Source organism: Olleya sp. AS48 (assembly GCF_038900355.1).
Taxonomy (GTDB): domain Bacteria; phylum Bacteroidota; class Bacteroidia; order Flavobacteriales; family Flavobacteriaceae; genus Olleya.
In genome coordinates this window covers 373,800-398,854 of the sequence record NZ_JBBMRD010000002.1, presented here as the reverse complement: position 1 = coordinate 398,854, position 25,055 = coordinate 373,800, and the positions used below count along the sequence as shown (strand labels likewise).

Sequence of the window (25,055 nt, the reverse complement as noted above, 5' to 3'; positions counted from 1 at the left end):
CCATTAAATATGAAAACTTTAACAACTTTATCACTATTATTTTTGACCTTTACAGCCACAATTAATGCACAAAACAAAAAAAAGCAAGACCAAGATGCTATTAAAAATATGTGTGGTTGTTATGAAGTCACCTTTAATTTTGCAGAGACTTTTAACTATAGTCAAGATTCATTATACAAGCCATCAGAAACTAAAGTTGATAAAGGTTTAGAGTGGGCACAATTAGTAGAGGATAGCGACAATAAAATTGTGATTCAGCATTTGTTACAAGTTGGTAGTCCAGAGTCTCCATATATTGTAAAGCATTGGAGACAAGATTGGTTATTTGAAAACACAGATTTTTATATGTACAATGGTGACAATAAGTGGACCTATGTGTCTAAGCCTAAAAAAGAAGTTAAAAATCAATGGACACAAAAAGTATATCAGGTAGATGATAGTCCACGTTATGAAGGCTCTGCAACTTGGGTTCATGTAGATGGTAAAAGTTTTTGGGAAAACATTACAACAGCACCTTTGCCAAGAAGAGAGTACACTAAAAGAAGTGATTATAATATTACTTTAAGAGGGAATAGACATCAAACAACAGATACTGGTTGGGTACACGACCAAGACAATGAAAAAGTGCTAAGAGAAGACGGAAAAGAGGACGTGATATTAGCTAAAGAAAAAGGTTATAATACGTACGTAAAAGTTGAGGATAGTAAATGTCAAGCTGCTCAAGATTGGTGGAAAACTAATCAAATAAAATGGTCTAAAGTCCGTACAAAATGGGAATCTGTTTTTGCAAGACATCAAGATCTAGCTTTACAAGCTAAGGTAGATAATAAAGTATTATATAAATATTTGTTTGATGACGAAAACTACTCTAAATCAGAACAAATAAATCCAATAATCGAAAGTTTTATAATAAAGTAAAATAAAGTATAAATGAAAAAAGTAATTACAGTTTGCCTACTATTAATTAGTATCGCAGTTAATGCGCAAGACAATGTTTTTTTAGGTAGAGGTTTTTGGGGACCATCAGTAACCATCCAAGACGTTAAATCTAAAATAGCAGAGGGTAATAATCCAGCCGAATTAAACGAAAATAATTTTGACCCAGTTGTCTATGCCATCCTGCAATCTGCACCAATCGATGTTATTAAATACATACAATCATTAGATGGTAACGATGTTAATAAATTAACGCACGATGGTCGCACGTATATCTTTTGGGCTGCTTATATAGGCAATGATACTATAATGGAATACTTTATTAGCAAAGGTGCTAAAACAGATATTTTGGACGACCATGGTTTTACGCCTTTAAATTTTGCTGCTAATGCAGGTCAAACAAACATCAAAGTATATGAGCTTTGTTTGGCAAATGGCGCAAACTTAAAAAAAGATTTAGACCATAATGGAGCTAATGCTTTACTATTAGCAGCTCCAACCAATATTACATTAACTAACTACTTTGTGTCTAAAGGCTTAAGTCTAAAAAGCGTAGATAGTAATGGTAACGGAATTTTTAATTATGTTGCTAAAACAGGTGATGTAGAATTGCTAAAAGGGTTAATGGAAAAAGGATTAAAAGGTACAGATCAAGCCTTTATTTTTGCCAGTCAAGGGACTAGAGGTAAAACCAACGGGTTACCTGTTTATAGTTATTTAGAAAGTATTGGTTTAAACCCAAATACTAATTCTCCAGATGATGTATCACCTTTACATAATGTAGCAGCAAGAAGTAATGATTTAGAGGTTTTAAATTATTTTATTGAAAAAGGAAATGATGTAAACGCTATCGATAAAAGCGGAAACACACCTTTTTTAAATGCAGTTAGTCAAAATAATATCGAAGTAATATCGATGCTTTTAAAACAGGTTAAGGATATTGATTACGCTAATAAAAAAGGAGAAACAGCTTTAATGTTAGCCATCCAAAACAACACTGCAGACGTGGTTAAATTAGTCCTGTCTAATGATGCAAAAACAGATCTTGTTGATACTTACGGAAATAATTTAGCCCATTATTTAATCCAATCTTTTAACCCAAGAAAAGAAAAAGATTTCACCACTAAATTACAGCTTTTAGAAAGTAAAGGGTTTGAGTTTACAACGCCTCAAAAAAATGGTAACACATTATTCCATTTAGCTTTAGATAAAAATAATGTCGAATTTTTAAAACAAATTAATCAATTTGGTATCGCTGTAAATACAGCAAATAATGAAGGGTACACACCTTTACACTTAGCAGCAATGAAGGCTAAGGATACTATTATTTTAAAATATTTAATAGCTATTGGAGCAAATAAAAAAGCAACCACAGGTTTTGACGAAACTGCATTTGATTTAGCATCAGAAAACGAAATTTTAAAGAACAAAAAAGTAGCAATAGACTTTTTAAAATAAGATATCATGAAAAACATAAAACTAATTTTTAGCATAGCTATACTTAGCATAGCCTTGTTTTCTTTTACAACAATAAACACATCTACTAAGTACAAATGCATGGTGCAAATGACCAATTATGTTGGCGAAGGTGCTTATGTAGTCATCTCTTTAATTAATCCAGATGGACACTATGAAAAAACATTATATGTTCAAGGAGATGATGAGGAGTGGTATAATGACATCACACAATGGTGGAAATTTCAAGGAAAAGTTAGAGCAGATATTGATGCAATAACAGGAGCTACAATTTCTGGAGGAGAACGTGCTATAAGCGTTATTCAAATCGAAGATTCTAAAATAGATGCTGGTTACAGTATACGTTTTGAGTCAGCAGTAGAGGATCAAGAATATTACACAAAAGATGTCCAATTTTTGCTAACCTCAGAGAGTGTAAAAAGTAAAACAGAAGGCTCAGGATTTATACGTTACGTACGTTTAATGCCAAATTAAACCCATATTTATGACCCTTTCTATTTGGAGATATAGTCACCTGACACTAGCTATAACCTCATTTGTATTTGTATTTCTAGCAACAATAACTGGTATTATACTTGCTTTTCAGCCAATATCAGAGCAGATGCAACCCTTTAAAATAGAAAGTGTTAATCAGTTGGATGTAGACCAAACGATAACAACGTTTAAGGATAAATATCCCGAAATTATTAATATAGAAGTAGATGCAAATCAGTTTGTGTCTGCTTCTGTAATTACCGCAGATGGGACTTCGTTAAATGGTTATTTTAATCCAAAAACCGCTGCTTTTTTAGGTGAAAAGCCAGAGATTTCAGCCTTTTTTAAATTTACTACAAATTTACATCGTTCGTTATTTTTAAAAGGAATAGGACGCTTTTTTGTGGGTTTAGGCTCGTTTTTACTATTCTTGATAGCAATTACAGGTTCTATTTTAATTATTAAACGTCAAAGCGGAATTAAGCGCTTTTTCGCAAAAGTGGTTAACGAGAATTTTTCCCAATATTGGCATGTGGTTTTAGGACGATTATCCTTAATTCCTATTATAATTATCACGTTAACTGGTGTGTATTTGTCACTGCTTAAATTTGATTTAATTCCAGAAAAAAAGCAAAAACATACTATTGATTTTCAAACTACAGCTTTCGCTGAAAAGCAGCCTTATACAAATATTTTTAATACAACACGATTAACTGAAGTTGTCAATTTAGAGTTCCCTTTTTCCGAAGATGAAGAAGACTACTACACCTTAAAATTAAAAGATAAAGAAGTCTTGGTCCATCAATATTCTGGGCAAGTTTTAAGTCAGGTGGACTATACTATGGTCACATTTTTATCTAACCTAAGTCTCACATGGCATACAGGTAAGGGAAGTACAGTGTGGTCTATAATATTATTGATTGCCTGTCTTAATATTTTATTTTTTATCTATTCTGGATTTAAAATGACCATTGAAAGAAGAAAAAACAAAGCATTGCCTAAAAATAAATTTACTAAGGATAAAGCTGAGGTTATTATTCTAGTAGGTTCAGAAACAGGACAATCTTATGCTTTAGCTACAGCGTTTTATAAGGGAGTAATAGCTAGTGGCAAAACGGTTTATATATCAGATTTAAACAGTTATTCTACGTATAAAAACACCAAGCAGCTTGTTGTGTTTACTTCCACTTATGGCGAAGGTGATGCTCCTATAAACGCTAAAAACTTTATTTCACTTTTAAAAAGCGTACCACAAGAGCAGACCATAAAATATGCAGTTGTTGGTTTTGGGTCTTTAAAGTACAAAGCGTATTGTAAGTATGCCCAAATGGTGGATGCTAGTTTACAAATACATCCCAATTTTACACCTAATTTACAGCTACATAAAATCCATAATCAATCACAATCTGCTTTTAAAGATTGGTTGCAACAATGGACTACAGTGGTAAACTTTAAAGTTAATTTAATACTTGATACTCAAGTTTTAAAATTAAAAAATCAGCAAGTTTTTAATGTGGTAAATAAGTCGACATTAAATGTAGATAACACTTTTTTACTACAGCTAGAGCCTAATAAAAAAAGCAGTTTTAAATCTGGTGATTTGTTAGCTGTGTATCCCAAACAAGATGGTGTAGAAAGGCTTTATTCTATTGGTAAAATAGATAATCAAATTGTTATAAGTGTCAAAAAACACGAGTTTGGTGTGTGTTCTGCTTACTTTAATAGTTTAGAAAAAAAGGACGTGGTTAATGCTGTAATAAAACCTAACCCTACTTTTAATCTTCCAAATAAAACTAAACGCGCAGTCTTAATTGCAAACGGAACAGGAATTGGTCCTTTTTTAGGAATGATAAACACTAATCCACAAACTGAAAAGCATTTATTTTGGGGTGGACGTACCAAGCAATCTTTGAGTTTATATCAAAAATATATAGATAGTGGATTACAACATAATACGCTAAGCAGTTTTAATGTCGCTTTTTCTCAAGCACAAAAAGAGAAAATTTATGTACAAGATATTGTGGCTAAAAACCAAGCGATAATTACGCAAGTTTTAAAAGACGATGGCGTTATTATGATATGTGGCTCTGTAGCAATGCAAAACCATGTTTTGGAGGTTTTAAACCATATATCCACAACTAAATTACAACAACCTATTAGCTATTATTTAGATAATAAGGTGATAAAAACAGACTGTTATTAATCTTGTAAAACTTAAATTATGTGCACTAATATAGAAGCTATTTCAAAAACCTCACAAGGCGAATTAAACTACTGTAAAGGATGCAAGCAGTTTCATTTTGAGTTTAATAATATTTATTTTGAATTTACGCCAGAACAATTTGAGCAATTTAAAGCCTACATTTTATTTGTTGAAGCAGATTATTGGGAACATAAATATGCTTGTGCTAATGTTAAGCGTAAAATACCAATCCCAACCTTACAAGACAATTTAGTGTTAATGTTTGATAGGCAAGAAATTAAAGAGCTTAAAGTACTGGTTAGCCAAAAAAACAAGGCTGTTTTTGATACTTTACTTAATGTAGACGATATAGATTACACTTATATTGTTAACTAGAATAGCTTAAAATTTATTATTATCTTAAATTTGCAGCTTAATACTATTTTAGAGTTTTTTAAGTCATGAAAAAGGATATCCAAATACCAGTTGTTGAAAACGTATATGTTGCTATTGTTAACGAGTATAATGACATATATAAAACACAAGACTGGAACGCTTATATTATAAATGATAAAGCGGTTGATTTAGACATGGTATTGATTGTAACTAGTGGTTTTTCGGAGGATAAAATGACTTCTATTTTTAGAAAAAAACTAGACAAGCTACCTAAAAAAAGCTACGCTAAAATCGAGTTGATGCAGGAAGATTTATTTGCTTTAAATAACCAATTTAAGGTTACCTTTTTTGAAGGTAATACTATGTTTGATAAAACGTATACTTTTAGAAAAAATACAATTAATTTAAAGGCTTTACAACCTATACCTTTAATGGAAGCACGTGGTGTTTTGGTTAAATAAAATTATAAAAGATGACATAATACGGTTTAAAACAAATTGTGATTAGTCTTTAACTTGGCTGGTACTTGCGTTAGCGATTGTAGCGGAAATCCTTTTTATGAGGCACGATTAAAAAGATTGTAACGTAAAGCGCGACCCTTGGGTAACGCCCAAAATAAAAATGGTTGAAATTAAAAAGTCCCTTTGTTTAATGCAAAGGGACTTTTTTTAATCTAATTTATCGGTTAGTTTTTGAAACACTTTTTTAGCGTCCTTACCTTCGTACAATACAGCGTATACTGCATCTACAATAGGTAAGCGTGTTTTCTTTTTGTTTTTCTCGTTAAGTAAATGGGCACTTTTTGTGGCATAGTAACCTTCTGCGACCATACTCATTTCCATTTGTGCAGATTTTACGGTGTAGCCTTTACCAATCATGTTTCCAAACATGCGGTTTCTAGAAAATGTGGAGTAGCCTGTAACTAATAAATCGCCTAAGTAAGCCGAGTTGTTTATGTTACGTTTCATTTTGTGCATTTTCTTGATAAAGCGTTTCATTTCGCGTATCGCGTTACTCATTAATACACTTTGGAAGTTGTCTCCATAACCTAAACCGTGTGCGATTCCTGCTGCAATTGCGTAAATGTTTTTAAGCATTACTGCGTATTCTGTACCAATAACATCGTCGCTGGTTTTAGTTTTTATATAATCGCTGGATAAAACATCTGCAATTTGTTGTGCTTTTTTCTGGTCTGCACAAGATATGGTTAGGTAAGATAAACGCTCTAAAGCGACTTCTTCTGCGTGACAAGGTCCTGCAATGACACCTATGTTTTCAAAGGGTATGTTGTAGTTATCATGAAAATGCTCGCCTAATAGTTTTCCGGTTTCTGGTATAATACCTTTTACTGCAGAAACTACTGTTTTGTTGGTAATGTCTACGGTAAGTTTTTGTAACTCGGAATGTATAAAAGCGGATGGTACTACAAAAATTAGTACATCTGCATATTCAGCCATTTCGTTAATGTTGTTACTTAGTTTAAGTTGTTCTAAATGGAACTCAACAGAACTTAAGTAACTTGGGTTATGCTGTTCTTTTAATAAATGTTCTTTAGTATAAACGCTACGCATGTACCATCCTACTTCTTCCAGGTTTTCGCACAGCATTTTTACAATTGCAGTAGCCCAACTTCCGGATCCAAAAACAGCGTATTTTAATTGTTGACTCATATAAGGGATTAAATTCTATATCAAAAATACATAAAATTTTACTTCTTTAATTTTATCTATTTAACAAACCATTATCATTTTTGGCACGCCTTTTGAAATTAGTCTATTATCAATCCTTAAAACGACACATTATGAAGACAATAAAACTACTTTCAGGTTTTGCTTTAATAGCAATATTATTTACCTCTTGTTATAGCGAGGTTATTGTAGACGACTATAATGGTTATAATGAGCCAGTACCAGTTAGTCTTAACCAAGTGCTAAATTCGCACGAGTTATGGTACGTTGCAGTGGATGAAACTATAGGTTATGGCGAGTCTCCTTTTTTACAGATAGCATTCACCATTTCTTTTAGAAACGGTACGCTGTACGCTAATAATAATTTAGTTGGTATTGGTAGTCAAGGTAACGGTTTTGGTATCCCAATTGGAAATTATAATGCTTACAACATGATATTAGACGTAGACCATGATATTGATGGTTACGATAGTTTTGATGTGTATCAAATAGATAATAATACTATAGAGTTGTATAATCCATTTACAGATACATCGTACTTTTTACATGGTTACCAACGTAGCACTTTTGATTATGATTATGTGTTTTATGACAACTTACAATACTTTTTACAAGAATATGAAGCTTGGGAAAAAACATACACAAGTAACTATGGTGCTTTAAATGAGTTTGATAACGAAAATTATTTGCAATTTTTATCAGGCGGAAACGATAACACGTTTAGAAGTAGTCAGGATCCAAACGGAATTAATCCAAACAATTTATATTGGGATTACTCAGGATTTTATAACGTAGGAAACTTTAGCGGAAACATGTACTTAAAGTCATTAGTATTAGATTATGATTATTTTGATAATGAGCAGTTTGAGTTAAGTATTATCAATGATCAACGTATAGAGTTATTCCATCCAAGTTCTGGAACTTTTTACGAGTTTACTGGTAGAGGATATATCCAATATTTAAAGGTTGGTACAGAACTTAATAGAGCTAAAGCTTCTGGTCTTAAAAAACGTGTACAACACACCAAAAAACAAGATAATCCTAGAGAAAACTCTAGAGCATAATATATTGAATTAGTCATTTAGTTAGTTTAAAAACCGCTTAGAGCAAGTCTTTAAGCGGTTTTTTATTGTATACTTTAACAAAGACTTGGCATAAGAGTTGTTAACATAAGTTGCAGTTAGACAACTAATTTTTTAACTTTATAAATATTAAATAACACTAAACAACAATCATAATTATGGGATTATTTTCATTTATTAAAAATGCAGGAGCTAAAGTTTTTGGAATAGGAAAAACTGATAAAGAAGAAGCTGCAGCAGCCGAAGCAGCAGAGGTTAAAATGGAAACATTAGCTGCTAGAAAATTAGAAGAAACAGCAAGTGATTTAGACTTACAAGTTGAAGGTTTAAGTATCTTTATAGATGATGATGCAGCAACCATTACTGGAGTAGCAGCAGATCAGGCAACCAAAGAAAAAGTAGTATTATTAGTTGGTAATAGTGATGGTATTGCAACTGTAGACGACCAAATGACAGTAGCTGTAGCAGAAGTTGAGGCGCCAGAAGCACAGTTTCATGCTGTAGTAAGTGGAGATACTTTAGGTAAAATAGCGAAGCATTACTATGGTGACGCTATGAAATATCCAGAAATTTTTGAAGCCAATAAACCAATGCTTACAGATCCAGATAAAATTTATGTTGGACAAGTATTACGTATACCTGCTTTGGACTAAACGCATTATATTTTATGTAAAAAACGCCAACTTAATAGTTGGCGTTTTTTTTGTTTTTTTACTCAGCGTCATTTATAATATTAATAACATGTCTAGTAAAATAGGCTAGCATAATTAGTAATCCAACTATATTTAACCAAACAACTTTGTTGTTTGATTTTAAGTTTTGTTTGATGTTAACTGTGATAGTGTAAATCACGTAAATTAAGCCTATTGTAAAAATGTATTTCAAGGTTGTGTCAAGCTTTATCTTATTTTTTTTCTGTTTTAAAATATATAAAAAATGGCATTATTATAAATAACACAACTAGAATAGGGATATAATTAAATTTGTAGTCACCTCTTAATATATGATTATTAACTAACCAAGAAAATCCATAACCAAAAAGAGTAGCAATAAAGGATAAACTTTTTTAATGTTTTCATGTTTTTTAAGTTTAGAGTATTTGAATTCATATACCATTCTTTTTTAAAAATGATTAATTAGGTTTTTATATAATTCTATAATTGGTTCTATTGGGTCAGTCCAATTATCAAATTCTAGATGATAGTTAGTTTCAATGCTCCAAACATTGTCATATTGACAAGTTATATTTGGATCAAATTTTTCTTTATTAGCAATTTCACTTAGTATGTTTAATGCATTGTTTTTACTTAGGAAGTACTTTAGATTTGAATGTTCTGTTGTAACATTTAGTCTGCTTTTTTTGTATAAAAACAGATTTTTTAAATGAGATGTGGTATTTACAGTAAAAGGTATTGGATGAAGTGTATCATTTAATTGACAGCGTATAGTTGCAATATAATTGGTTCCTGTCTGATTTATTATGGTAAAAAGATTCCCTTTATAGGTAAAGGTTATTTTATAAATCACGTTAGGACTGCGGACTCCCATACCAATGGATATGTTTTCATCTGTAAAATAAAATTGTCCATTTTCTTTTTCGGCTAAATTCTTGAAAAATTCTTTGTACATATACTGTTGATTGTTACTACATCCAATTTAGTAAAAATTTTAGAATCTAATCTGAAGGTTTAATCCTACCTATAAAAATTCATTTCATCTAAATAAGACCAAACATGTTCTGGCAATAACGGTTTTATGTTTTTACCAGCTTTGATACTGTTTCGTATTAAAGTAGACGATATCTCCATTATTGGAGCCTCAATATGGTGTATTTTTGGGTGTTTATCAAATTGGGTTTCTACTTTACCATCACTTATTCTAGGATAGACATAAATGTTGTGATGGTCTAAAATAACCTGATAGTTTTTCCATTTATGGAAGCTTTTTAAATTGTCTTCTCCCATAATTAGCGAGAATTCTTTTTCAGGATATTTCTCTGTTAAATAGGCTAATGTATTAACAGTGTAATTGGGTTGTGGTAAGTTAAACTCGATATCACTTTCTTTAAGTGTATCGTAGTCTTTGGTCGCTAGATACACCATTTCTAAACGATGATGGTTATCTAACAGCGTGCTTTTTTTCTTAAATGGATTATGTGGTGTTACCACAAACCAGATTTGGTCTAAGTCGCTATTTTCCACCAATTGGTTAGCAATTATTAAATGTCCAATATGTATTGGATTAAAAGATCCAAAGTATAAGCCTATTTTCATTGCGTTGTCAACACTAGTATAAACGTGTTGTAATTATTTATTTATAAAATCACTAACTAAATGCTCTGCTTCGGTTAGCGCTTTTTCAAGATTATCATTTTCTATAATAACATCAAATAAAGGTGCTGTAGCTAGCTCTGCACTGGCTTTACTAATGCGCATATTAATTTTGTCGTCACTTTCTGTCTTACGCTTTTTTAAACGTATTTTAAGCTCGTCAATACTTGGTGGCTTTACAAAAATAGCAATGGTTTGTTCCGGAAATTTACGTTTTATACGTAAGCCACCAGACACATCTATATCAAAAATCACATTTTTGCCTAAAGCCCAAATGCGCTCGACTTCGGTTTTTAAAGTGCCATAAAAGTTGTCTCTGTATACCTCTTCCCACTCTAAAAAATCGTCGTCCTTTATGTGTTGTTTAAAATCTTTAGCAGATAAAAAATAGTAATCCTTGGCATGCTCTTCCGTACCACGTTTTTCTCTAGAGGTTGCAGATATTGAAAAGGCTAAATTTAAATGGTCTTGCTTTAGTAAATGTCTAACAATGGTTGTTTTTCCGGATCCCGAAGGTGCTGAAAATACGATTAATTTACCTTGTTTTTTTGTTTGTTTAGTCAATGTGCTAATAGTTTTTATTGTTTGACACTTCGATTGCAAGTTCAGCAGTCGTGGTTAGTGCGACAATGCCTTTATTAATTAAAGGACATTAAGTAATTGTTCTTTAATTTTTTCTAATTCGTCCTTCATTTGCACAACTAATTGCTGCATAGGTGCGTAATTACTTTTAGATCCAATGGTATTGATTTCTCTACCAATTTCTTGAGCGATAAAACCTAGTTTTTTTCCGTTAGAGTCTACACTGTTTATACTTTCTATAAAGTAATTTAAGTGGTTGTCTAGACGTACTTTTTCTTCAGTAATATCAAATTTTTCAATGTAGTACACCAGTTCTTGTTCAAAACGGTTTTCGTCATATTTTTCTTTAAGCTCTTCAACCCCTTTACGTAGACGTTCTTTAACACCTTCAACACGATCTGGATCCATTGCAATAACTTGTTGTAATAAACCTGCAATGTTTTTAATACGGTCGTTAAAGTCTTGCTCTAACACTTTACCTTCGTTAAGTCTGTAGTCTTTTAAGCTATCTAAAGCGACATTAATTTCAGCTTCAATTTGTTTCCACTCAGTGTTATCAATTTCTTCTCTAACAGTATTTAAAGCATCAGGAAAACGCACAGCCATTTTAAGTAACTCAATCTCATTACCATCATTATAAACTGCTTTTAATTGCTCTATATATTGCTTAACAACAGGAGCATTAATTTGTGTTGAGGTGTCATCTGCAGTGGTTTCGACGTATATAGAAAAGTCAACCTTACCACGTTCTAATTGCTTAGCCATTAGTTTACGTAAGTCTAGCTCTTTCTCTCTGTAAATTGAAGGCATTCTAGCGTTTAAATCTAGGTTTTTGCTATTAAGCGATTTTAACTCGATAGTTATTTTTTTTGTTGGTAATTGTAATACAGATTTACCATAACCTGTCATTGAATATATCATATAAACACTAATTAATTGCTACAAAGGTAAGTAAAATGTTAACGCCTAAGAAATCCAAATTTTATTATGCATGCAGAATATATTATTGTAATTTTGAAATAACAAAAGTTAACGATTATGTATAAAAAAGATTTTGAAATTAGATGGAGTGATATTGATGCTAATAGACATTTAGCAAACTCGGCTTACATTAATTTTATGTCGCATACCAGAACCGCTTTTTTACAAGATCATGGGTTTTCTTTAATGGCTTTAAGTAAAGCTGGTATTGGTCCTGTGGTGTTCCATGAGCATGTTCATTATTTTAAAGAAGCGTTTTTAGGACAGCCAATTACGGTTAGTTTAGAGGTGTCAGGATTAAGTGAAGATGGTATGTTTTTTAAATTTGACCATAATTTTTACAATAGTAAAGGACAAAATTTAGCGTTTTGCGAAATCTCGGGAGCTTGGATAGATTTACATACCAGAAAGCTTACTGGCTTATCTGAAGACTTATTAGAAATGGCTAATAAATTTCCTAGAACAGCAGACTTTGCCATATTGACTAAAGAAGACATGCGCAAGCATGGACGCTTACCTAAGGATTTAGTGCTTTAGGTTTTTTAGTTACCAAATACACGCCAAAGAATATTAACGATGACGCTGTCAATTTAACTATTGTAACTGCGTCACTACCTGCTATTACTGCATATATACCAGCAATTAATGGTTGTAAGTATATAAACACAGTGACAGTAGAGGCTCTAAGGTGTCTTAATGCTAAGGGATTAAGTAAGTAAGTGCCAAAGGTTGCACCTATTATTACAAACAATACAGAAAACCATATGTATGGTGTAAAGGTCGTTGTATTTATGGCTAGAATATCATTAAACCCAAAAGGTAAAACCATAAAAAAGCCAATTAAAAATAACCATCTTATAAATGTAAATGGATGGTAGCGATAGGTTAGTTTTTTAATTATTATAATGTATATACTATAAGAAACAGCATTTAGTAATATCATGATATTTCCTAAAAAGACATTATCTCCTGGACTTGCGGATTTACCATAGACGGTAAGTATTGTTGCGCCTGCAAATCCAAAAAGAACACCTAATATTTTGATTTTTGTAATTTTTTCTTCTAAGTAAAATGAAGATAGTAATAATACGATAATAGGGCTTATTATCATTATTACAGAAGCGTGTATTGGTGTGGTTAATGCTAATCCTTTAAAAAATAAAAGCATATTTGTTGCCACTCCAAAAAAGGCTGCATAGATTAGGGTTAAAAAATCTTTTCGTTCTATTTTTTCTTTTGGTCCTAAGCTACTAAATAGCCAGAATAATATTGCTGCGCCACCAACACGCAGTACAATAAAGCCAAATGGTTTTATAAAGCCACCAACCATAACGTCTTTAGCAAAGGTGTAGTTTAGTCCGTAAAGTACTTGGACCATAAATGCTGCTAATAAAGCCCAATACCTAGTTTTCATTGAGTGCTAATTTGGTCGATGCTGTGGTTTTTTTAGAATTACCAATAAATATAGACTGATCAATAACTACAACTGGTCGACTTAAAAAGGTGTAGTGTTCTAGTAGGTAGTGTTTGTAATCTTTTTCGGTTAGGTTTTGATCTTTAAGTCCCATTTCCTTGTATAATTTAGCACGTTTGCTAAATAAGGCTTCGTAACTACCTGATAATGCTGCTAAATCTTCAACTTGTTTTACGGTTAAAGGGTTTGCTTTTATATCTTGTAATTCAAAATCTGATGGTAGATTAAGCTCTTTTAAAATACGTAAGCAAGTACTGCAGGTTTTAAGGTAGTATACTTTTTTCATGGTACATTTTATTTTTTGCTAAGGTCGTTTTTTTTGTTAAAAACTACTTCATTTTTTTATTAAAACTAGTCCTTGCAAGGCGAAGCTTCCGCGAAAGCGTTATGTATAATTGGAAAATTACATGAGCGTGCTATAAAGCACATGGTATTGGCTTTATGATGTAATTGGTTGGCTTTAGTAATCATGCTTGCGTCTGCAACTGTGACTTTTGGGTGTAGTGTAACGCTGGTAAATTGACCACTTCCATCTTTGTTTTCTTGCATTATGCCTTCTGCATAGTCTATGTAATCTGTAACTATTATATTGTTGGTTGCACACAGGTGTAAGTACCATAGCATGTGGCATGATGAGATGGATGATAGTAGTAACTCTTCTGGATTATAACGTGTGTCATCGCCTAAAAAGGTAGGGTCAGCACTTGCTAGTATAGTTTGCGATTTATTAGGGTTTGCTATGGTATGATTGCGATTATAGCTTTTGTAATTAGTTGTCCCTTGACCAAGATTTCCTGTCCATGTAACGGTTGTGTTATAGTTGTGTGTTTTCATGTTTTAAGTTTAAATACTAAAGTTAAAAATTGAAGTCTAATTAGTTTTATTTTTTTTTATTTACTTTCTTGTGCAAAAATTAAAAACTATGGACTTTACATTTGATGTTACGCTAAAAAACAGAGCAATTTTTAAACAATTTTTAGAGACTTTTACGCTTGAGCAATTAAATAAAGTGCCTAGTGGTTATAGTAATAATATTTTTTGGAACATTGCGCATACTGTTGTAACGCAACAGTTGCTAGTGTATAAGTTTTCTGGGTTACCTATGGTTGTTAGTGATGCACTTGTTGAGGCATACAAAAAAGGAACAAAAACAGAACGAGCGGTTAGTCAAGCTGAGGTTGATGAAATAAAGGATTTACTATTTAGTACTATTGAAAAAACTGAGGAAGATTATAAAAACGGAGTCTTTAAATCTTATCAAGAATATACTGTGTCTACAAAAAGTACTTTAAAAAGTGCAGCTGATGCTATCGTGTTTAATAGCTTTCATGAAGGAATCCACTTGGGTTATATCCTAGCGCTTAAAAAAAATATTTAATAGTTAATATATTGATCTACTACTGTAAATGGTATGGTAAACTCTAGTAGCTGTGTGTTGACATGACCTAAGTCAAAATTATCATAAATTATAATTACTCCGTTGTCATTAAAGCCAATGGTTTCTGGTAGTTTAAAGTCGCTAGTGTCGTTGTTTATGCTTGTGTAAGTAGTCATTAACTCCTTGTCATAATACTTTTTGACAATGGCTTTAAAAGCGTCAATATCATTAATAAGCTCTTTTGTTGTTAATGATTTTCCATTGGTTAAATCAAAATTAAAAAACTTAAACTTTAAGTTGCTACTTGCAGCTCCTGTGTTGATACTTCCATTCATGGATATACAAACTAACGCTTCGTTTTGGTAAGATACTTCTCCATCAATTAAAGCTTCCCATCTTGGAAATTTACTGTCAAAATCGGATAAAAATGATTTATTAAAATTAGTGTAAGCCTCGTTAAATGCTGCAATGCTTTCTTCAATAGTTTCTTTTTTACTTTTAGCACTATCTATATTTAATATCTGACAAGTAAAATTGTTAAGTGTAGCATTTATGTTTTTTGCAGTCTTGGTTTTACCATTTGCTTTAGGCAAAACAATTTCTACAAAAGTTTCTTTTTCTTTGGATATTTGGGTTTCAGAAAAAGTAATAGTCTTGTCTTTTTGACAAGAGGTTGTCATTATTAAGCAGTAAACTACAGTAATAAGTAACGATTTAGAGTTGGATAAAGTGTTAAACATAGACTAAAGATATTGTTCTAGTTTGAATACAGCGAATTAAAAACTATTTTTATTGTTAACAAAAGTTTTCTTCATGAAATTTAATACAAAAACAATACATGGTGGTCAAAAACCTGATCCAGCTTATGGTGCAGTAATGCCACCAATATATCAAACATCAACATATGCACAATCAACACCTGGAGGTCATAAGGGTTTTGAGTATTCTAGAAGTCATAACCCAACAAGGCAAGCTTTAGAAAAAGCATTTGCTAGTTTGGAAAATGGCGATTTTGGATTAGCATTTGGATCTGGATTGGCAGCTATTGATGCAGTTATGAAATTATTAAAACCTGGAGACGAAGTTATATCTACTAATGATTTGTATGGTGGAACCTACCGTTTGTTTACCAAAATTTTTGAAGGCTTTGGTATTAAATTTCATTTTGTTGGTATGGATAATGCTGCTAATATAGAAAAGTACATAAATGCAAACACTAAATTAATTTGGGTAGAAACACCAACTAATCCAATGTTAAATATTATTGATATTGCTGCTGCTTCAAAAATTTCCAAAAAGCATAACGTACTATTGGCAGTGGATAATACGTTTGCTACACCTTATTTGCAGCAACCTTTGGATCTTGGTGCAGATATTGTTATGCATTCTGCAACTAAATATCTTGGTGGACATAGTGATTTGGTCATGGGAGCTTTAATCGTAAAAGATCAAGACTTGGCTAAAAAACTATATTTTATACAAAATGCTAGTGGAGCAATCTGTGGTCCTCAAGATGCTTTTTTAGCTTTACGCGGAATAAAAACATTACACGTTAGGATGCAGCGTCATTGTGAAAATGGTAAGGCTGTAGCCGAATTTTTAAAGTCGCATCCTAAAGTTGAAACAGTCTATTGGCCAGGATTTGATACGCATCCAAATCATACCATTGCTAAACAACAAATGAGAGATTTTGGAGGTATGGTTAGCATTGTTACTAAAGGAAATAATTATGATCAAGCAATTAAATTTGTTGAAAACCTTAAAGTATTTACACTAGCCGAATCCCTAGGTGGTGTCGAGTCGCTTTGTGGACATCCAGCAAGTATGACGCATGCTAGTATACCAAAAGTAGAACGCGAAAAAATTGGTGTTGTTGATAGTATGATAAGGCTAAGTGTTGGAATAGAAGATGCTGAAGATTTAATTAATGATTTACAACAAGCCTTAGGTTGATATCTAGGCTGTAAACATAAAAAAAAGGTCAAGTTAAAAACTTGACCTTTTTTTATATTGCTATTTGATTAATTAATCAAGATAATAAATGTATCCTACATTTAACCAAACTAACCAATCATTATATTTGTTATATTCTAACTGGTGGTTTAAACCATCAATCCAATCGTTAAAATAATATTGACCTCTAAGGTCTAACATTAAGTCAGAAATTGTATTTAATTTATATCTTACACCAATACTTGAAACTACAGACCAAGTAGAACCACCACTAACATCAATAGGATTTTCTAAAGGAGGTCTAGACCAAGGGTTATAAAAATTATTTAAGTTATTAATATTTCCAGGATCACCTTCGCCAAGGTATGACGTACTAACTTTAGGATTAAAAGACACATAATGCGCACCTAAACTAACAAATGGAGCAAGTCGGTAACCAAACGCTTGAAAAGATCTAATGCTTAAAGGAAAATACTCTAATTGCATTCCAATATCAAAATTATTGGCTTCACCAGAGTGTGCTCTTAATCTATCTGCATCAGCACTAGTTTGTTCTGGTTGAACAAATAAACCATGATGATCTAGTTTGGTTTTATTGTAAGAAATTTCGGTGCGTAGTTTAAAGTGGTCGTTAAAATAATTGTCTGTCGTATAGCAATTACAATCTGCTTGATAAGCAAAATTAATATAATGTACTAATCCAATACCAAAACCTGTGTTTCCAGAGTTAGTTGAAAAATCATTTCGTTCTCCAAAATCAGATTTAAAAGCAACAGGTCCAGTAATTATCCCAATTTCATGAGAGAAGCCTAACTGAGAAAATGCGTTACTAGTACTTAACAATATAAGTATGACTAGTATCAATTGTTTAAGGTTAAACATAATAAGGCTATGGTTTAGAGGCTATTTATTAAGCAAATATATAAAATCACGACGAACATACAAATTTTACAGATAACACGTAGCCTTTTATTTTAAATTTTAATATTTATTAATTCTACTATAACGTTTGCGAAAATTAAAAAAAAATAGGTGTACAAATAAAGATAATGTATCTTTGTATCACATTTTTATGGATTGTATAACACTATCGTAATTATTTACATAATGAAAGATAAAATTGAAGCATTTTTAGATTTAGTAAAGCAAAAAAATGGCAATGAGCCAGAGTTTTTACAAGCAGTACACGAAGTTGCAGAAACTGTAATTCCGTTTATAGAAGAAAATCCAAAATATCAAGGTAAGATGTTGTTAGAGCGTATGGTAGAGCCAGAACGCACAATAATTTTTAGAGTACCTTGGATTGATGATAAAGGAAATACACAAGTTAACAGAGCTTTTAGAGTTGAGTTTAACTCGGCAATTGGGCCATACAAAGGTGGATTACGTTTTCATCCATCAGTAAACCTAAGTATTTTAAAATTCTTAGGATTTGAACAATTATTCAAAAACTCTCTTACAACTTTGCCAATGGGTGGAGGAAAAGGAGGAAGTGATTTTGACCCTAAAGGAAAAAGCGATAACGAGGTCATGCGTTTTTGTCAATCGTTTATGACTGAATTATTTAGACATATTGGAGCAAATACAGACGTGCCAGCAGGTGATATAGGAGTTGGTGGACGTGAGATAGGATACATGTTTGGACAATACAAACGTTTAAAAAACGAATTTACAGGAGTATTAACTGGTAAAGGATTATCTTATGGTGGATCTTTAATCAGACCAGAAGCTACTGGTTATGGTACAGTATACTTTGCAAAAAACATGTTAGCAACTAAAAACGATTCATTTGAAGGTAAGACAGTTGTTATCTCTGGATCAGGAAATGTTGCACAATATGCTTGTGAAAAAGCAACCGAGTTAGGAGGTAAGGTAGTAACTATGTCAGATTCTTCTGGATATATTTATGATAAAGATGGTATTGATGCAGATAAATTAGCATATATCATGGAAATCAAAAATGTTAATAGAGGTAGAATTAGTGAATATGTAGATAAGTATAGCTCAGCAACCTTCCATGAAGGAGAAAGACCTTGGAGTGTTAAATGTGATATTGCTATGCCTTGTGCTACGCAAAATGAGTTAGACAAATCTGAAGCTGAAACTTTGGTAAATAATAATGTTATTGCTGTTGCAGAAGGTGCAAACATGCCAACAACACCAGAAGCAATTGAAGTGCTGCAAAAAGCTAAAGTATTGTTTTCTCCAGGTAAAGCATCTAATGCAGGTGGAGTTGCTACTTCAGGTTTAGAAATGAGTCAAAACTCTTTACGTTATAATTGGACTAGAGAAGAAGTAGATGCTAAACTAAATCAAATCATGGATGATATACATGCATCTTGTGTAAAATATGGTACTCAAAAAGATGGAACCGTAGATTATGTTAAAGGCGCAAATGTTGCTGGATTTGTTAAAGTTGCAGACGCTATGTTAGCTCAAGGAGTCGTTTAAGATTTTATTGTAATTTTTATAAAAACCCCTTAGTTGCTTAATGTAACTAAGGGGTTTTCTGTTGTATAAAACAGACACACAATACAATAAATTATAGTATTTTTGAGTTTTATTAATTTACTTTTATAAATGTCTAAAATCAAAATAGTTTTCAATCTGTTTATTATAGTGCTTAGTTGTCTTTTTATGGTTAAGACTAATGCGCAAGATTTTTCTGACTCTTGGAAGGGTCATTTCTCATATTTAGACATTAAGGATGTGTCTCAAGGAAGCACTAAAATTATTGCTGCTGCAGAAAATGCTGTATTTATTTATGACAAAAACACTAATGTAATAGATAAACTTTCTACAATTAATGGGTTATCTGGAGAAACTATTTCTGCTATACAATATATAGAGGACAGTAGTTTGATACTACTAGGTTTTGAAAATGGTTTAATTCAAATTTATAAAGAAAGTGATAATACTATTTTATCTGTTGTAGATATTCTTGAAAAGCCAACAATTCCACCTAGTGATAAAAAAATTAATCATTTTAATGTTTTTGATGGAAAAGCATATGTTTCTACAGATTACGGAATTTCTGTTTACGATATAAATAGTTTTGAGTTTGGTGACACCTATTACATAGGATCAAATGGTACGCAAATAGTTGTTTCGCAAACTACTATTTTTGAAGATAAAATTTTTGCAGCAACCTCTATAGGTATTAAAAGTGGAGCATTGTCAAATCCAAATTTAATAGATTATCAAGAATGGAACCATTTAGTAGGGTTTTATTGGTTAGGTATACAGGCAGTTGGTGATAAGTTGTTTGCGACAAGAACAAATAGAAGTGTTTATGAATATACAACTAGTGGTGTTCAACTTAAAGCAACTTATCCAAACAATATTGTAGATATTAGAGCTTTTGACAATCAATTAATTGTTACCACAGAGAAAGAAGCTAATGTATATAATCCAGAGGGATTTGTAAATTTAGCGCAAGTAGGAAACATACCTGAATTTATTACTAACTACACATGTGCTGTAATTGATGAGGCTAATCAGATTTACGTAGGTACTATAGGGACACTTTCAACAGCAAAACCTGGTTATGGTTTGTTAAAAACAAATGTTACTGACACCTCTATTCAAGAGGAAATACATCCTGACAGCCCATTATTAAACAAGTTTTTTAAAATAAAAACTTTAGCAGGTCATATTTATGGAACACATGGAGGTTATGATGTAACATATAACCCTTATGCAATTACTACTAGAAAATCTGGGATAAGTCATTATTTTGATGATGCTTGGCAAAATATTACCTACGATTCTATTCAGCCAATTACTGCTTTTCCATGGTCTTTTACTCATATATCTATTAATCCATTTAATCCTAACTTAGCATATATTAGTTCTTCTGTATATGGCGTCTTAGCTTTGGAGAATAATGAGCCAACGGAATTTTTTAACGGAGAAAACAGTACTATACAACCCTTTTTTACAGACAATCACTTTGTTTTTGCCTCAACTTTTGATAGCCAAGGAACATATTGGGTTTTAAATGCAAGGTATGAGTCTCCTTTAAATAGGTATAAGGATGGTGAGTGGACTTCATATAGCTTTTTAGATTTAATAGATCCAGCAACCAGTAATAATGGTTTTTCATCCATAGTTTTTGACGCTAATAATAATGTTTTTATGGGTACTCATCAATATGGTCTAATAGGATTTAACGAAAATGGAGGGAATTATATTTTTGAAAATATTGTTGAAGAAGAAGAGAATATGCCTTCTCCATCAGTAAAGTGTATTGCTATAGACCGTAATGACCAACTATGGTTTGGTACAGATAAAGGTTTAAGAATTGTTTATAATACAGAGCAATTTATGTCAGGATCTCCAGAAGTTGATAATATTGTGGTGTTAGATGATGGTATTGCTAGAGAGTTATTATTTCAACAATACATAACAGATATAGAGGTAGATGGATCTAATAATAAATGGATTGCTACATTGGATACAGGTTTGTATTATTTTTCGTCAGACGGTCAAGAAACCATCTTTCATTTTACAAAAGATAATTCACCTTTACCTACAAACGATGTTTTAGATGTAGATATTGATAGTGTAAACGGTATTATATATATAGCTACTGACAAAGGTATGGTATCCTTTCAGTCGGATGCCTCTAAACCTAAAAGTACCTTAGAAGATGCTTACGTATACCCAAACCCAGTACGACCTAATTTCAATATCCTAACCGAGAAGGTTAAAATTAGAGACATATCAGAAAACGTAAACATTAAAATTGTTGATATTGAAGGTAATTTGGTAGCAGAAGCAGAGTCTAGAACAAACTCTAGATTTAAAGGTTATAACCTTGAAATAGATGGTGGTACAGCACTATGGAATGGTAAAAATTTAGGAGGTAATATTGTGGCATCTGGTGTTTATCTAATCATGCTAAACGATTTAGATACCTTTGAAACTAAAGTGTTAAAAGTGATGGTGGTTAGATAATGTTAACAACAACAAACGCTATTGTTCTCTCAAAACTTAGATTTAAAGATAACGACTTAATTGTTAAGTGTTATACTCAAAAACAAGGTGCGGTTAGTTACTTGCTTAAAGGGGTTTTGTCCTCCAAAAAAGGCAATAAAAAAGTGGCTTACTTTCAATCGTTATCTCAACTCCAATTAAACACAGACTACAAACCTAATAGGTCGCTGCAATATATAAAAGATGTAAAAACAGATTTTTTGTATACTTCACTTCATACAAATATATTAAAAAGTGCAATTGTAATGTTCTTGGCAGAAATCTTAGCTCAGGCATTACAAGAAGAAGAACAAAATGATGCACTTTATAGGTATATACAAATCACATTACAGTGGTTAGATGCTAATGATAGTTATTCAAATTTTCATCTATTATTTCTTTTGGATTTAACTAAGTATCTTGGTTTTTATCCAGATCAAACAGAGATTGATACAACTTCATATTTTAATTTAATGGATGGCGAGTTTCAGCATGAAAACAATTCTAAATATGCCATTACTGGTGAAAATTTAACACTATTAAAACAGTTGTTAGGCATGACATTTGATGATATAAAAACCATTAAAATTAGTGCAAAACAGAGGCAATCATTTTTAACTATAATTTTAGTCTATTTTGAACTACATTTAGGCAACTTTAAAAAACCAAAATCTTTACAAATCCTCAATGATGTTTTTAATTAAAAATATGAAATTATTATTAAGTTTTTTTCTAATAACTTTTTTTACACTTTCCTTGTCTGCACAATCAATTGCAGTGATTGATATAGACTCTAATCAACCCATTGCAGGCGTAGCTATTTACAATAAAAGTCAATCCAAAAGTCAAATTACTAATATAGATGGTATGGCTGATTTAACCAATTTTAATGCTTCAGAGGTGCTATTCTTTCAGCATATTTCACACACAATACATCAAGTTAAAAAAAGTAATATTACTAATAGTAAAGTCTTCCTTGAGTCTAATGAACAAGGTTTGGACGAAATTGTTATTTCTGCCTCAAATTTTGGACAAACAAAACGGGAGATTCCTAAAACAATAGCCACCATAAATGCCAAGGATATAAGCTTTACTAATCCTCAGACTAGTGCAGATTTATTAGAGGGAACAGGTCAGGTATATATACAAAAAAGTCAATTAGGAGGTGGTAGTCCAATGATTAGAGGTTTTTCTACCAACAGATTACTAATTACTGTGGATGGAGTAAGAATGAATAACGCTATTTTTAGAGGAGGAAATCTTCAAAATGTTATTTCTATAGACCCTTTATCTATTCAAAATACAGAGGTAACTTTAGGTGCAGGTTCTATTATTTATGGTAGTGATGCAATTGGTGGTGTAATGAGTTTTTATACTAAAAAACCTGAGTTTTCTTATACAGATACGCTTAACGTAAAAAGCAATGTATTGATGCGTTATGCCACTGCTAGTAAAGAAAAAACGGGACATATTGATTTAAATTTTGGTCTAAAAAATTGGGCGTTTTTAACTAATGTTAGCTACACGGATTTTGGAGATTTAAGAATGGGTAGTCATGGTCCTTCAGAATATCTAAGACCAGAGTTTGTAGTTACAAATAATAATCAAGATGTTGTAGTGCCTAATGATAATCCCAAAATTCAGAAAACAACAGGTTATGATCAAATTAATGTTATGCAAAAGGTTAGTTATAAAGCTAATGATGATTTAGATTTTGATTTAGGATTGTTCTATACCACAACCTCTGATTACTCAAGATATGACAGGTTGATACGTTATAGAGGTGATGATTTAAGATCTGCAGAATGGAGTTATGGACCACAAAAATGGTTTATGTCTAATTTAAGTGTTACAAAAAGAAGTAGTAATGCAACGTTTTATGACAACATAAAAACAACTTTAGCTTATCAAAATTTTCAAGAAAGTAGAATGGATAGAGATTTTCAGGATACGGATAGAAATGTTAGAGAGGAGTCTGTGGATGCAGTTTCGTTTAATATAGATTTTGAAAAAGAACTAAGCGCGACATCAAAAATATTTTATGGTTTTGAATATGTGTATAATAAAGTAGGATCAATTGGTTTTACTGAAAATATAGAGAATAATACTATTGAAAACACAGTATCTCGTTATCCAGATGGAGCCACTTGGCAAAGTGCAGCTCTTTATGCTAGCTACAAATTTAGACCAACCAAAAAGTTTGTTTTTCAGACAGGTTTAAGATATAATACAGTAATTCAAAAAGTAGATTTTACAGATAATAACCAGTTTTTAAATTTACCATTTTCAGAATCTAATAATACCGCAAATGCTTTAACAGGTACTGCAGGCGTAACGTTTGTACCTAATGAGACATTACAATGGAAATTTAACTTGTCCTCTGCTTTCAGAGCACCAAATGTTGATGATACAGGAAAGGTATTTGACTCAGAACCAGGATCTGTTGTAGTACCAAATGATGATTTAGACCCAGAATATGCCTATAGTGGAGAGTTAGGTTTAAAGTTAAATTTTGACAAAGTGGTTATTTTTGATATGGCAACATATTATACTTATTTGGATAATGCTTTGGTTAGAAGAGATGGTACTTTAAATGGTGAATCACAGATTATCTATGATGGCGAGCTAAGTAATGTGCAATCAATGCAAAACGCTTCTAAATCTTGGATATATGGTTTTGAAGTTGGAGCACAAGTAAACTTTTCGGATGCTTTTAAATTAACATCTCAATATAACATTATTGGTGGTACAGAGGAAACAGATGGTGTAGAAGTACCAGTTAGACATGTTGTGCCTAATTTTGGAAACACACATTTAGTATGGCAAAAAAATAAGGTTAAAGTAGATGGTTTTGTTAATTATAATAATGCGTTGTCATTTGACCAATTAGCACCTTCAGAAGCTGAAAAAGATTACATATACGCATTGGATCAAAACGGTAAGCCTTACTCACCATCTTGGTACACTTTAAATTTAAGGACGCAATACGAAATTGGTGATTCTGTATTGGTGTCTGCTGCTTTAGAGAATATTACAGATCAACGCTACAAAACATATTCTTCAGGGATTGCGGCTCCAGGTAGGAACCTGATAGTCTCCTTACAATACACATTATAACAAAAAAAACCTCAATGTAAATATTGAGG

Annotated in this window: 25 protein-coding genes; 15 read left to right on the top strand and 10 right to left on the bottom strand. The window is 31.9% G+C overall.

Going from position 1 to position 25,055, the window contains the following annotated elements:
• Positions 1-9: 9 nt before the first annotated feature.
• The 6 genes from WNY60_RS04800 to WNY60_RS04775 all read left to right on the top strand — a co-directional run bounded on the left by WNY60_RS04800 (position 10) and on the right by WNY60_RS04775 (position 5,925).
• Entirely contained in the window at positions 10-918 is a 909-nt protein-coding gene (locus WNY60_RS04800) for a DUF6607 family protein (RefSeq protein WP_145005468.1), read from the top strand.
• 12 nt (positions 919-930) lie between these two features.
• Positions 931-2,394, top strand: coding sequence for an ankyrin repeat domain-containing protein (locus tag WNY60_RS04795; RefSeq protein WP_342861662.1), 1,464 nt, complete (start codon positions 931-933; stop codon positions 2,392-2,394).
• 6 nt (positions 2,395-2,400) lie between these two features.
• Positions 2,401-2,886, top strand: a complete 486-nt coding sequence (locus WNY60_RS04790; protein WP_342861661.1) for a DUF2271 domain-containing protein — start codon at positions 2,401-2,403, stop codon at positions 2,884-2,886.
• Between the two features lie 10 nt (positions 2,887-2,896).
• Positions 2,897-5,089: a PepSY domain-containing protein gene (locus tag WNY60_RS04785; protein ID WP_342861660.1), complete on the top strand. Its 2,193-nt coding sequence runs from the start codon at positions 2,897-2,899 to the stop codon at positions 5,087-5,089.
• Positions 5,090-5,107: 18 nt separating this feature from the next.
• Positions 5,108-5,464: a DUF6686 family protein gene (locus WNY60_RS04780; protein ID WP_191101120.1), complete on the top strand. Its 357-nt coding sequence runs from the start codon at positions 5,108-5,110 to the stop codon at positions 5,462-5,464.
• A 65-nt stretch (positions 5,465-5,529) separates the two neighbouring features.
• Positions 5,530-5,925: a hypothetical protein gene (locus WNY60_RS04775; protein ID WP_099568229.1), complete on the top strand. Its 396-nt coding sequence runs from the start codon at positions 5,530-5,532 to the stop codon at positions 5,923-5,925.
• Between the two features lie 207 nt (positions 5,926-6,132).
• On the opposite strand, the gene WNY60_RS04770 is transcribed toward WNY60_RS04775, so the two are convergent.
• Positions 6,133-7,134, bottom strand: coding sequence for an NAD(P)H-dependent glycerol-3-phosphate dehydrogenase (locus tag WNY60_RS04770; protein WP_339808096.1), 1,002 nt, complete (start codon positions 7,132-7,134; stop codon positions 6,133-6,135).
• Positions 7,135-7,265: 131 nt separating this feature from the next.
• Here WNY60_RS04770 and WNY60_RS04765 point away from each other — a divergent pair, with 131 nt between their 5' ends.
• Both WNY60_RS04765 and lysM read left to right on the top strand, forming a co-directional pair.
• Complete coding sequence (locus WNY60_RS04765; protein WP_342861659.1) at positions 7,266-8,216, top strand: nicotinic acid mononucleotide adenyltransferase; 951 nt, start codon at positions 7,266-7,268, stop codon at positions 8,214-8,216.
• A 176-nt stretch (positions 8,217-8,392) separates the two neighbouring features.
• Positions 8,393-8,887 carry a peptidoglycan-binding protein LysM gene (gene lysM, locus WNY60_RS04760; RefSeq protein WP_145005493.1) on the top strand — a complete coding sequence of 165 codons (495 nt, stop codon included), beginning with the start codon at positions 8,393-8,395 and terminating at the stop codon, positions 8,885-8,887.
• A 469-nt stretch (positions 8,888-9,356) separates the two neighbouring features.
• Here the strand turns inward: lysM and WNY60_RS04755 are convergent, their stop codons facing one another.
• From WNY60_RS04755 to WNY60_RS04740, 4 genes are all read right to left on the bottom strand, one after another.
• Entirely contained in the window at positions 9,357-9,863 is a 507-nt protein-coding gene (locus WNY60_RS04755; protein ID WP_342861658.1) for a hypothetical protein, read from the bottom strand.
• A 65-nt stretch (positions 9,864-9,928) separates the two neighbouring features.
• Positions 9,929-10,507, bottom strand: coding sequence for a nicotinate (nicotinamide) nucleotide adenylyltransferase (gene nadD / locus WNY60_RS04750; protein ID WP_292943120.1), 579 nt, complete (start codon positions 10,505-10,507; stop codon positions 9,929-9,931).
• 33 nt (positions 10,508-10,540) lie between these two features.
• On the bottom strand, positions 10,541-11,128 hold the full coding sequence (gene gmk / locus WNY60_RS04745; protein ID WP_028283982.1) for a guanylate kinase: 588 nt from the start codon (positions 11,126-11,128) through the stop codon (positions 10,541-10,543).
• Positions 11,129-11,206: 78 nt separating this feature from the next.
• A complete protein-coding gene (locus tag WNY60_RS04740) occupies positions 11,207-12,067 on the bottom strand; it encodes a YicC/YloC family endoribonuclease (RefSeq protein ID WP_342861657.1) in 861 nt (286 codons plus the stop codon).
• A gap of 117 nt (positions 12,068-12,184) precedes the next feature.
• Here WNY60_RS04740 and WNY60_RS04735 point away from each other — a divergent pair, with 117 nt between their 5' ends.
• Positions 12,185-12,664: an acyl-CoA thioesterase gene (locus WNY60_RS04735; protein ID WP_145005508.1), complete on the top strand. Its 480-nt coding sequence runs from the start codon at positions 12,185-12,187 to the stop codon at positions 12,662-12,664.
• Here the strand turns inward: WNY60_RS04735 and WNY60_RS04730 are convergent.
• From WNY60_RS04730 to WNY60_RS04720, 3 genes are all read right to left on the bottom strand, one after another.
• Positions 12,645-13,541 carry a DMT family transporter gene (locus WNY60_RS04730; protein ID WP_342861656.1) on the bottom strand — a complete coding sequence of 299 codons (897 nt, stop codon included), beginning with the start codon at positions 13,539-13,541 and terminating at the stop codon, positions 12,645-12,647. The genes WNY60_RS04735 and WNY60_RS04730 overlap by 20 nt on opposite strands.
• Positions 13,531-13,887 (bottom strand): ArsC/Spx/MgsR family protein, encoded by a 357-nt coding sequence (locus tag WNY60_RS04725; RefSeq protein WP_292943136.1) that lies wholly within the window; start codon positions 13,885-13,887, stop codon positions 13,531-13,533. Before WNY60_RS04725 ends, WNY60_RS04730 begins: the two co-directional genes overlap by 11 nt.
• Before the next feature lie 65 nt (positions 13,888-13,952).
• Positions 13,953-14,435 (bottom strand): OsmC family protein, encoded by a 483-nt coding sequence (locus WNY60_RS04720; protein WP_145005517.1) that lies wholly within the window; start codon positions 14,433-14,435, stop codon positions 13,953-13,955.
• Positions 14,436-14,523: 88 nt separating this feature from the next.
• On the opposite strand from WNY60_RS04720, the gene WNY60_RS04715 reads away from it, so the two are divergent.
• On the top strand, positions 14,524-14,979 hold the full coding sequence (locus WNY60_RS04715) for a DinB family protein (protein WP_145005520.1): 456 nt from the start codon (positions 14,524-14,526) through the stop codon (positions 14,977-14,979).
• On the opposite strand, the gene WNY60_RS04710 is transcribed toward WNY60_RS04715, so the two are convergent.
• Complete coding sequence (locus WNY60_RS04710) at positions 14,976-15,719, bottom strand: DUF4163 domain-containing protein (RefSeq protein ID WP_342861654.1); 744 nt, start codon at positions 15,717-15,719, stop codon at positions 14,976-14,978. The genes WNY60_RS04715 and WNY60_RS04710 overlap by 4 nt on opposite strands.
• Before the next feature lie 73 nt (positions 15,720-15,792).
• Between WNY60_RS04710 and WNY60_RS04705 the strand changes: the two genes are divergently transcribed.
• Positions 15,793-16,932, top strand: coding sequence for a cystathionine gamma-synthase (locus WNY60_RS04705; protein WP_342861653.1), 1,140 nt, complete (start codon positions 15,793-15,795; stop codon positions 16,930-16,932).
• Between the two features lie 72 nt (positions 16,933-17,004).
• Here the strand turns inward: WNY60_RS04705 and WNY60_RS04700 are convergent, their stop codons facing one another.
• Positions 17,005-17,814: a glutamate dehydrogenase gene (locus tag WNY60_RS04700; RefSeq protein ID WP_145005528.1), complete on the bottom strand. Its 810-nt coding sequence runs from the start codon at positions 17,812-17,814 to the stop codon at positions 17,005-17,007.
• Between the two features lie 225 nt (positions 17,815-18,039).
• Here WNY60_RS04700 and gdhA point away from each other — a divergent pair, with 225 nt between their 5' ends.
• The 4 genes from gdhA to WNY60_RS04680 all read left to right on the top strand — a co-directional run bounded on the left by gdhA (position 18,040) and on the right by WNY60_RS04680 (position 25,026).
• Positions 18,040-19,383, top strand: coding sequence for an NADP-specific glutamate dehydrogenase (gdhA, locus tag WNY60_RS04695; protein ID WP_292943151.1), 1,344 nt, complete (start codon positions 18,040-18,042; stop codon positions 19,381-19,383).
• A gap of 186 nt (positions 19,384-19,569) precedes the next feature.
• Positions 19,570-21,891, top strand: coding sequence for a two-component regulator propeller domain-containing protein (locus WNY60_RS04690; RefSeq protein ID WP_342861652.1), 2,322 nt, complete (start codon positions 19,570-19,572; stop codon positions 21,889-21,891).
• Positions 21,891-22,613 (top strand): DNA repair protein RecO, encoded by a 723-nt coding sequence (recO, locus tag WNY60_RS04685; RefSeq protein WP_342861651.1) that lies wholly within the window; start codon positions 21,891-21,893, stop codon positions 22,611-22,613. The genes WNY60_RS04690 and recO overlap by 1 nt, the downstream gene beginning before the upstream one ends.
• 4 nt (positions 22,614-22,617) lie before the next feature.
• On the top strand, positions 22,618-25,026 hold the full coding sequence (locus tag WNY60_RS04680; protein WP_342861650.1) for a TonB-dependent receptor: 2,409 nt from the start codon (positions 22,618-22,620) through the stop codon (positions 25,024-25,026).
• Positions 25,027-25,055: the final 29 nt, after the last annotated feature.

Excerpts from the sequence above, each read along its gene's own strand:
- WNY60_RS04715 (WP_145005520.1), top strand. The coding sequence starts at position 14,524 with ATGGACTTTACATTTGATGTTACGCTAAAAAACAGAGCAATTTTTAAA.
- WNY60_RS04790 (WP_342861661.1), top strand. The coding sequence starts at position 2,401 with ATGAAAAACATAAAACTAATTTTTAGCATAGCTATACTTAGCATAGCC.
- WNY60_RS04730 (WP_342861656.1), bottom strand. The coding sequence starts at position 13,541 with ATGAAAACTAGGTATTGGGCTTTATTAGCAGCATTTATGGTCCAAGTA.
- WNY60_RS04690 (WP_342861652.1), top strand. The coding sequence starts at position 19,570 with ATGGTTAAGACTAATGCGCAAGATTTTTCTGACTCTTGGAAGGGTCAT.
- WNY60_RS04785 (WP_342861660.1), top strand. The coding sequence starts at position 2,897 with ATGACCCTTTCTATTTGGAGATATAGTCACCTGACACTAGCTATAACC.
- WNY60_RS04735 (WP_145005508.1), top strand. The coding sequence starts at position 12,185 with ATGTATAAAAAAGATTTTGAAATTAGATGGAGTGATATTGATGCTAAT.
- WNY60_RS04765 (WP_342861659.1), top strand. The coding sequence starts at position 7,266 with ATGAAGACAATAAAACTACTTTCAGGTTTTGCTTTAATAGCAATATTA.
- WNY60_RS04755 (WP_342861658.1), bottom strand. The coding sequence starts at position 9,863 with ATGTACAAAGAATTTTTCAAGAATTTAGCCGAAAAAGAAAATGGACAA.
- WNY60_RS04710 (WP_342861654.1), bottom strand. The coding sequence starts at position 15,719 with ATGTTTAACACTTTATCCAACTCTAAATCGTTACTTATTACTGTAGTT.
- WNY60_RS04770 (WP_339808096.1), bottom strand. The coding sequence starts at position 7,134 with ATGAGTCAACAATTAAAATACGCTGTTTTTGGATCCGGAAGTTGGGCT.
- recO (WP_342861651.1), top strand. The coding sequence starts at position 21,891 with ATGTTAACAACAACAAACGCTATTGTTCTCTCAAAACTTAGATTTAAA.
- WNY60_RS04775 (WP_099568229.1), top strand. The coding sequence starts at position 5,530 with ATGAAAAAGGATATCCAAATACCAGTTGTTGAAAACGTATATGTTGCT.
- WNY60_RS04725 (WP_292943136.1), bottom strand. The coding sequence starts at position 13,887 with ATGAAAAAAGTATACTACCTTAAAACCTGCAGTACTTGCTTACGTATT.
- WNY60_RS04700 (WP_145005528.1), bottom strand. The coding sequence starts at position 17,814 with ATGTTTAACCTTAAACAATTGATACTAGTCATACTTATATTGTTAAGT.
- WNY60_RS04720 (WP_145005517.1), bottom strand. The coding sequence starts at position 14,435 with ATGAAAACACACAACTATAACACAACCGTTACATGGACAGGAAATCTT.
- gdhA (WP_292943151.1), top strand. The coding sequence starts at position 18,040 with ATGAAAGATAAAATTGAAGCATTTTTAGATTTAGTAAAGCAAAAAAAT.
- WNY60_RS04740 (WP_342861657.1), bottom strand. The coding sequence starts at position 12,067 with ATGATATATTCAATGACAGGTTATGGTAAATCTGTATTACAATTACCA.
- WNY60_RS04680 (WP_342861650.1), top strand. The coding sequence starts at position 22,618 with ATGAAATTATTATTAAGTTTTTTTCTAATAACTTTTTTTACACTTTCC.
- WNY60_RS04780 (WP_191101120.1), top strand. The coding sequence starts at position 5,108 with ATGTGCACTAATATAGAAGCTATTTCAAAAACCTCACAAGGCGAATTA.
- WNY60_RS04795 (WP_342861662.1), top strand. The coding sequence starts at position 931 with ATGAAAAAAGTAATTACAGTTTGCCTACTATTAATTAGTATCGCAGTT.
- WNY60_RS04705 (WP_342861653.1), top strand. The coding sequence starts at position 15,793 with ATGAAATTTAATACAAAAACAATACATGGTGGTCAAAAACCTGATCCA.
- WNY60_RS04800 (WP_145005468.1), top strand. The coding sequence starts at position 10 with ATGAAAACTTTAACAACTTTATCACTATTATTTTTGACCTTTACAGCC.
- nadD (WP_292943120.1), bottom strand. The coding sequence starts at position 10,507 with ATGAAAATAGGCTTATACTTTGGATCTTTTAATCCAATACATATTGGA.
- lysM (WP_145005493.1), top strand. The coding sequence starts at position 8,393 with ATGGGATTATTTTCATTTATTAAAAATGCAGGAGCTAAAGTTTTTGGA.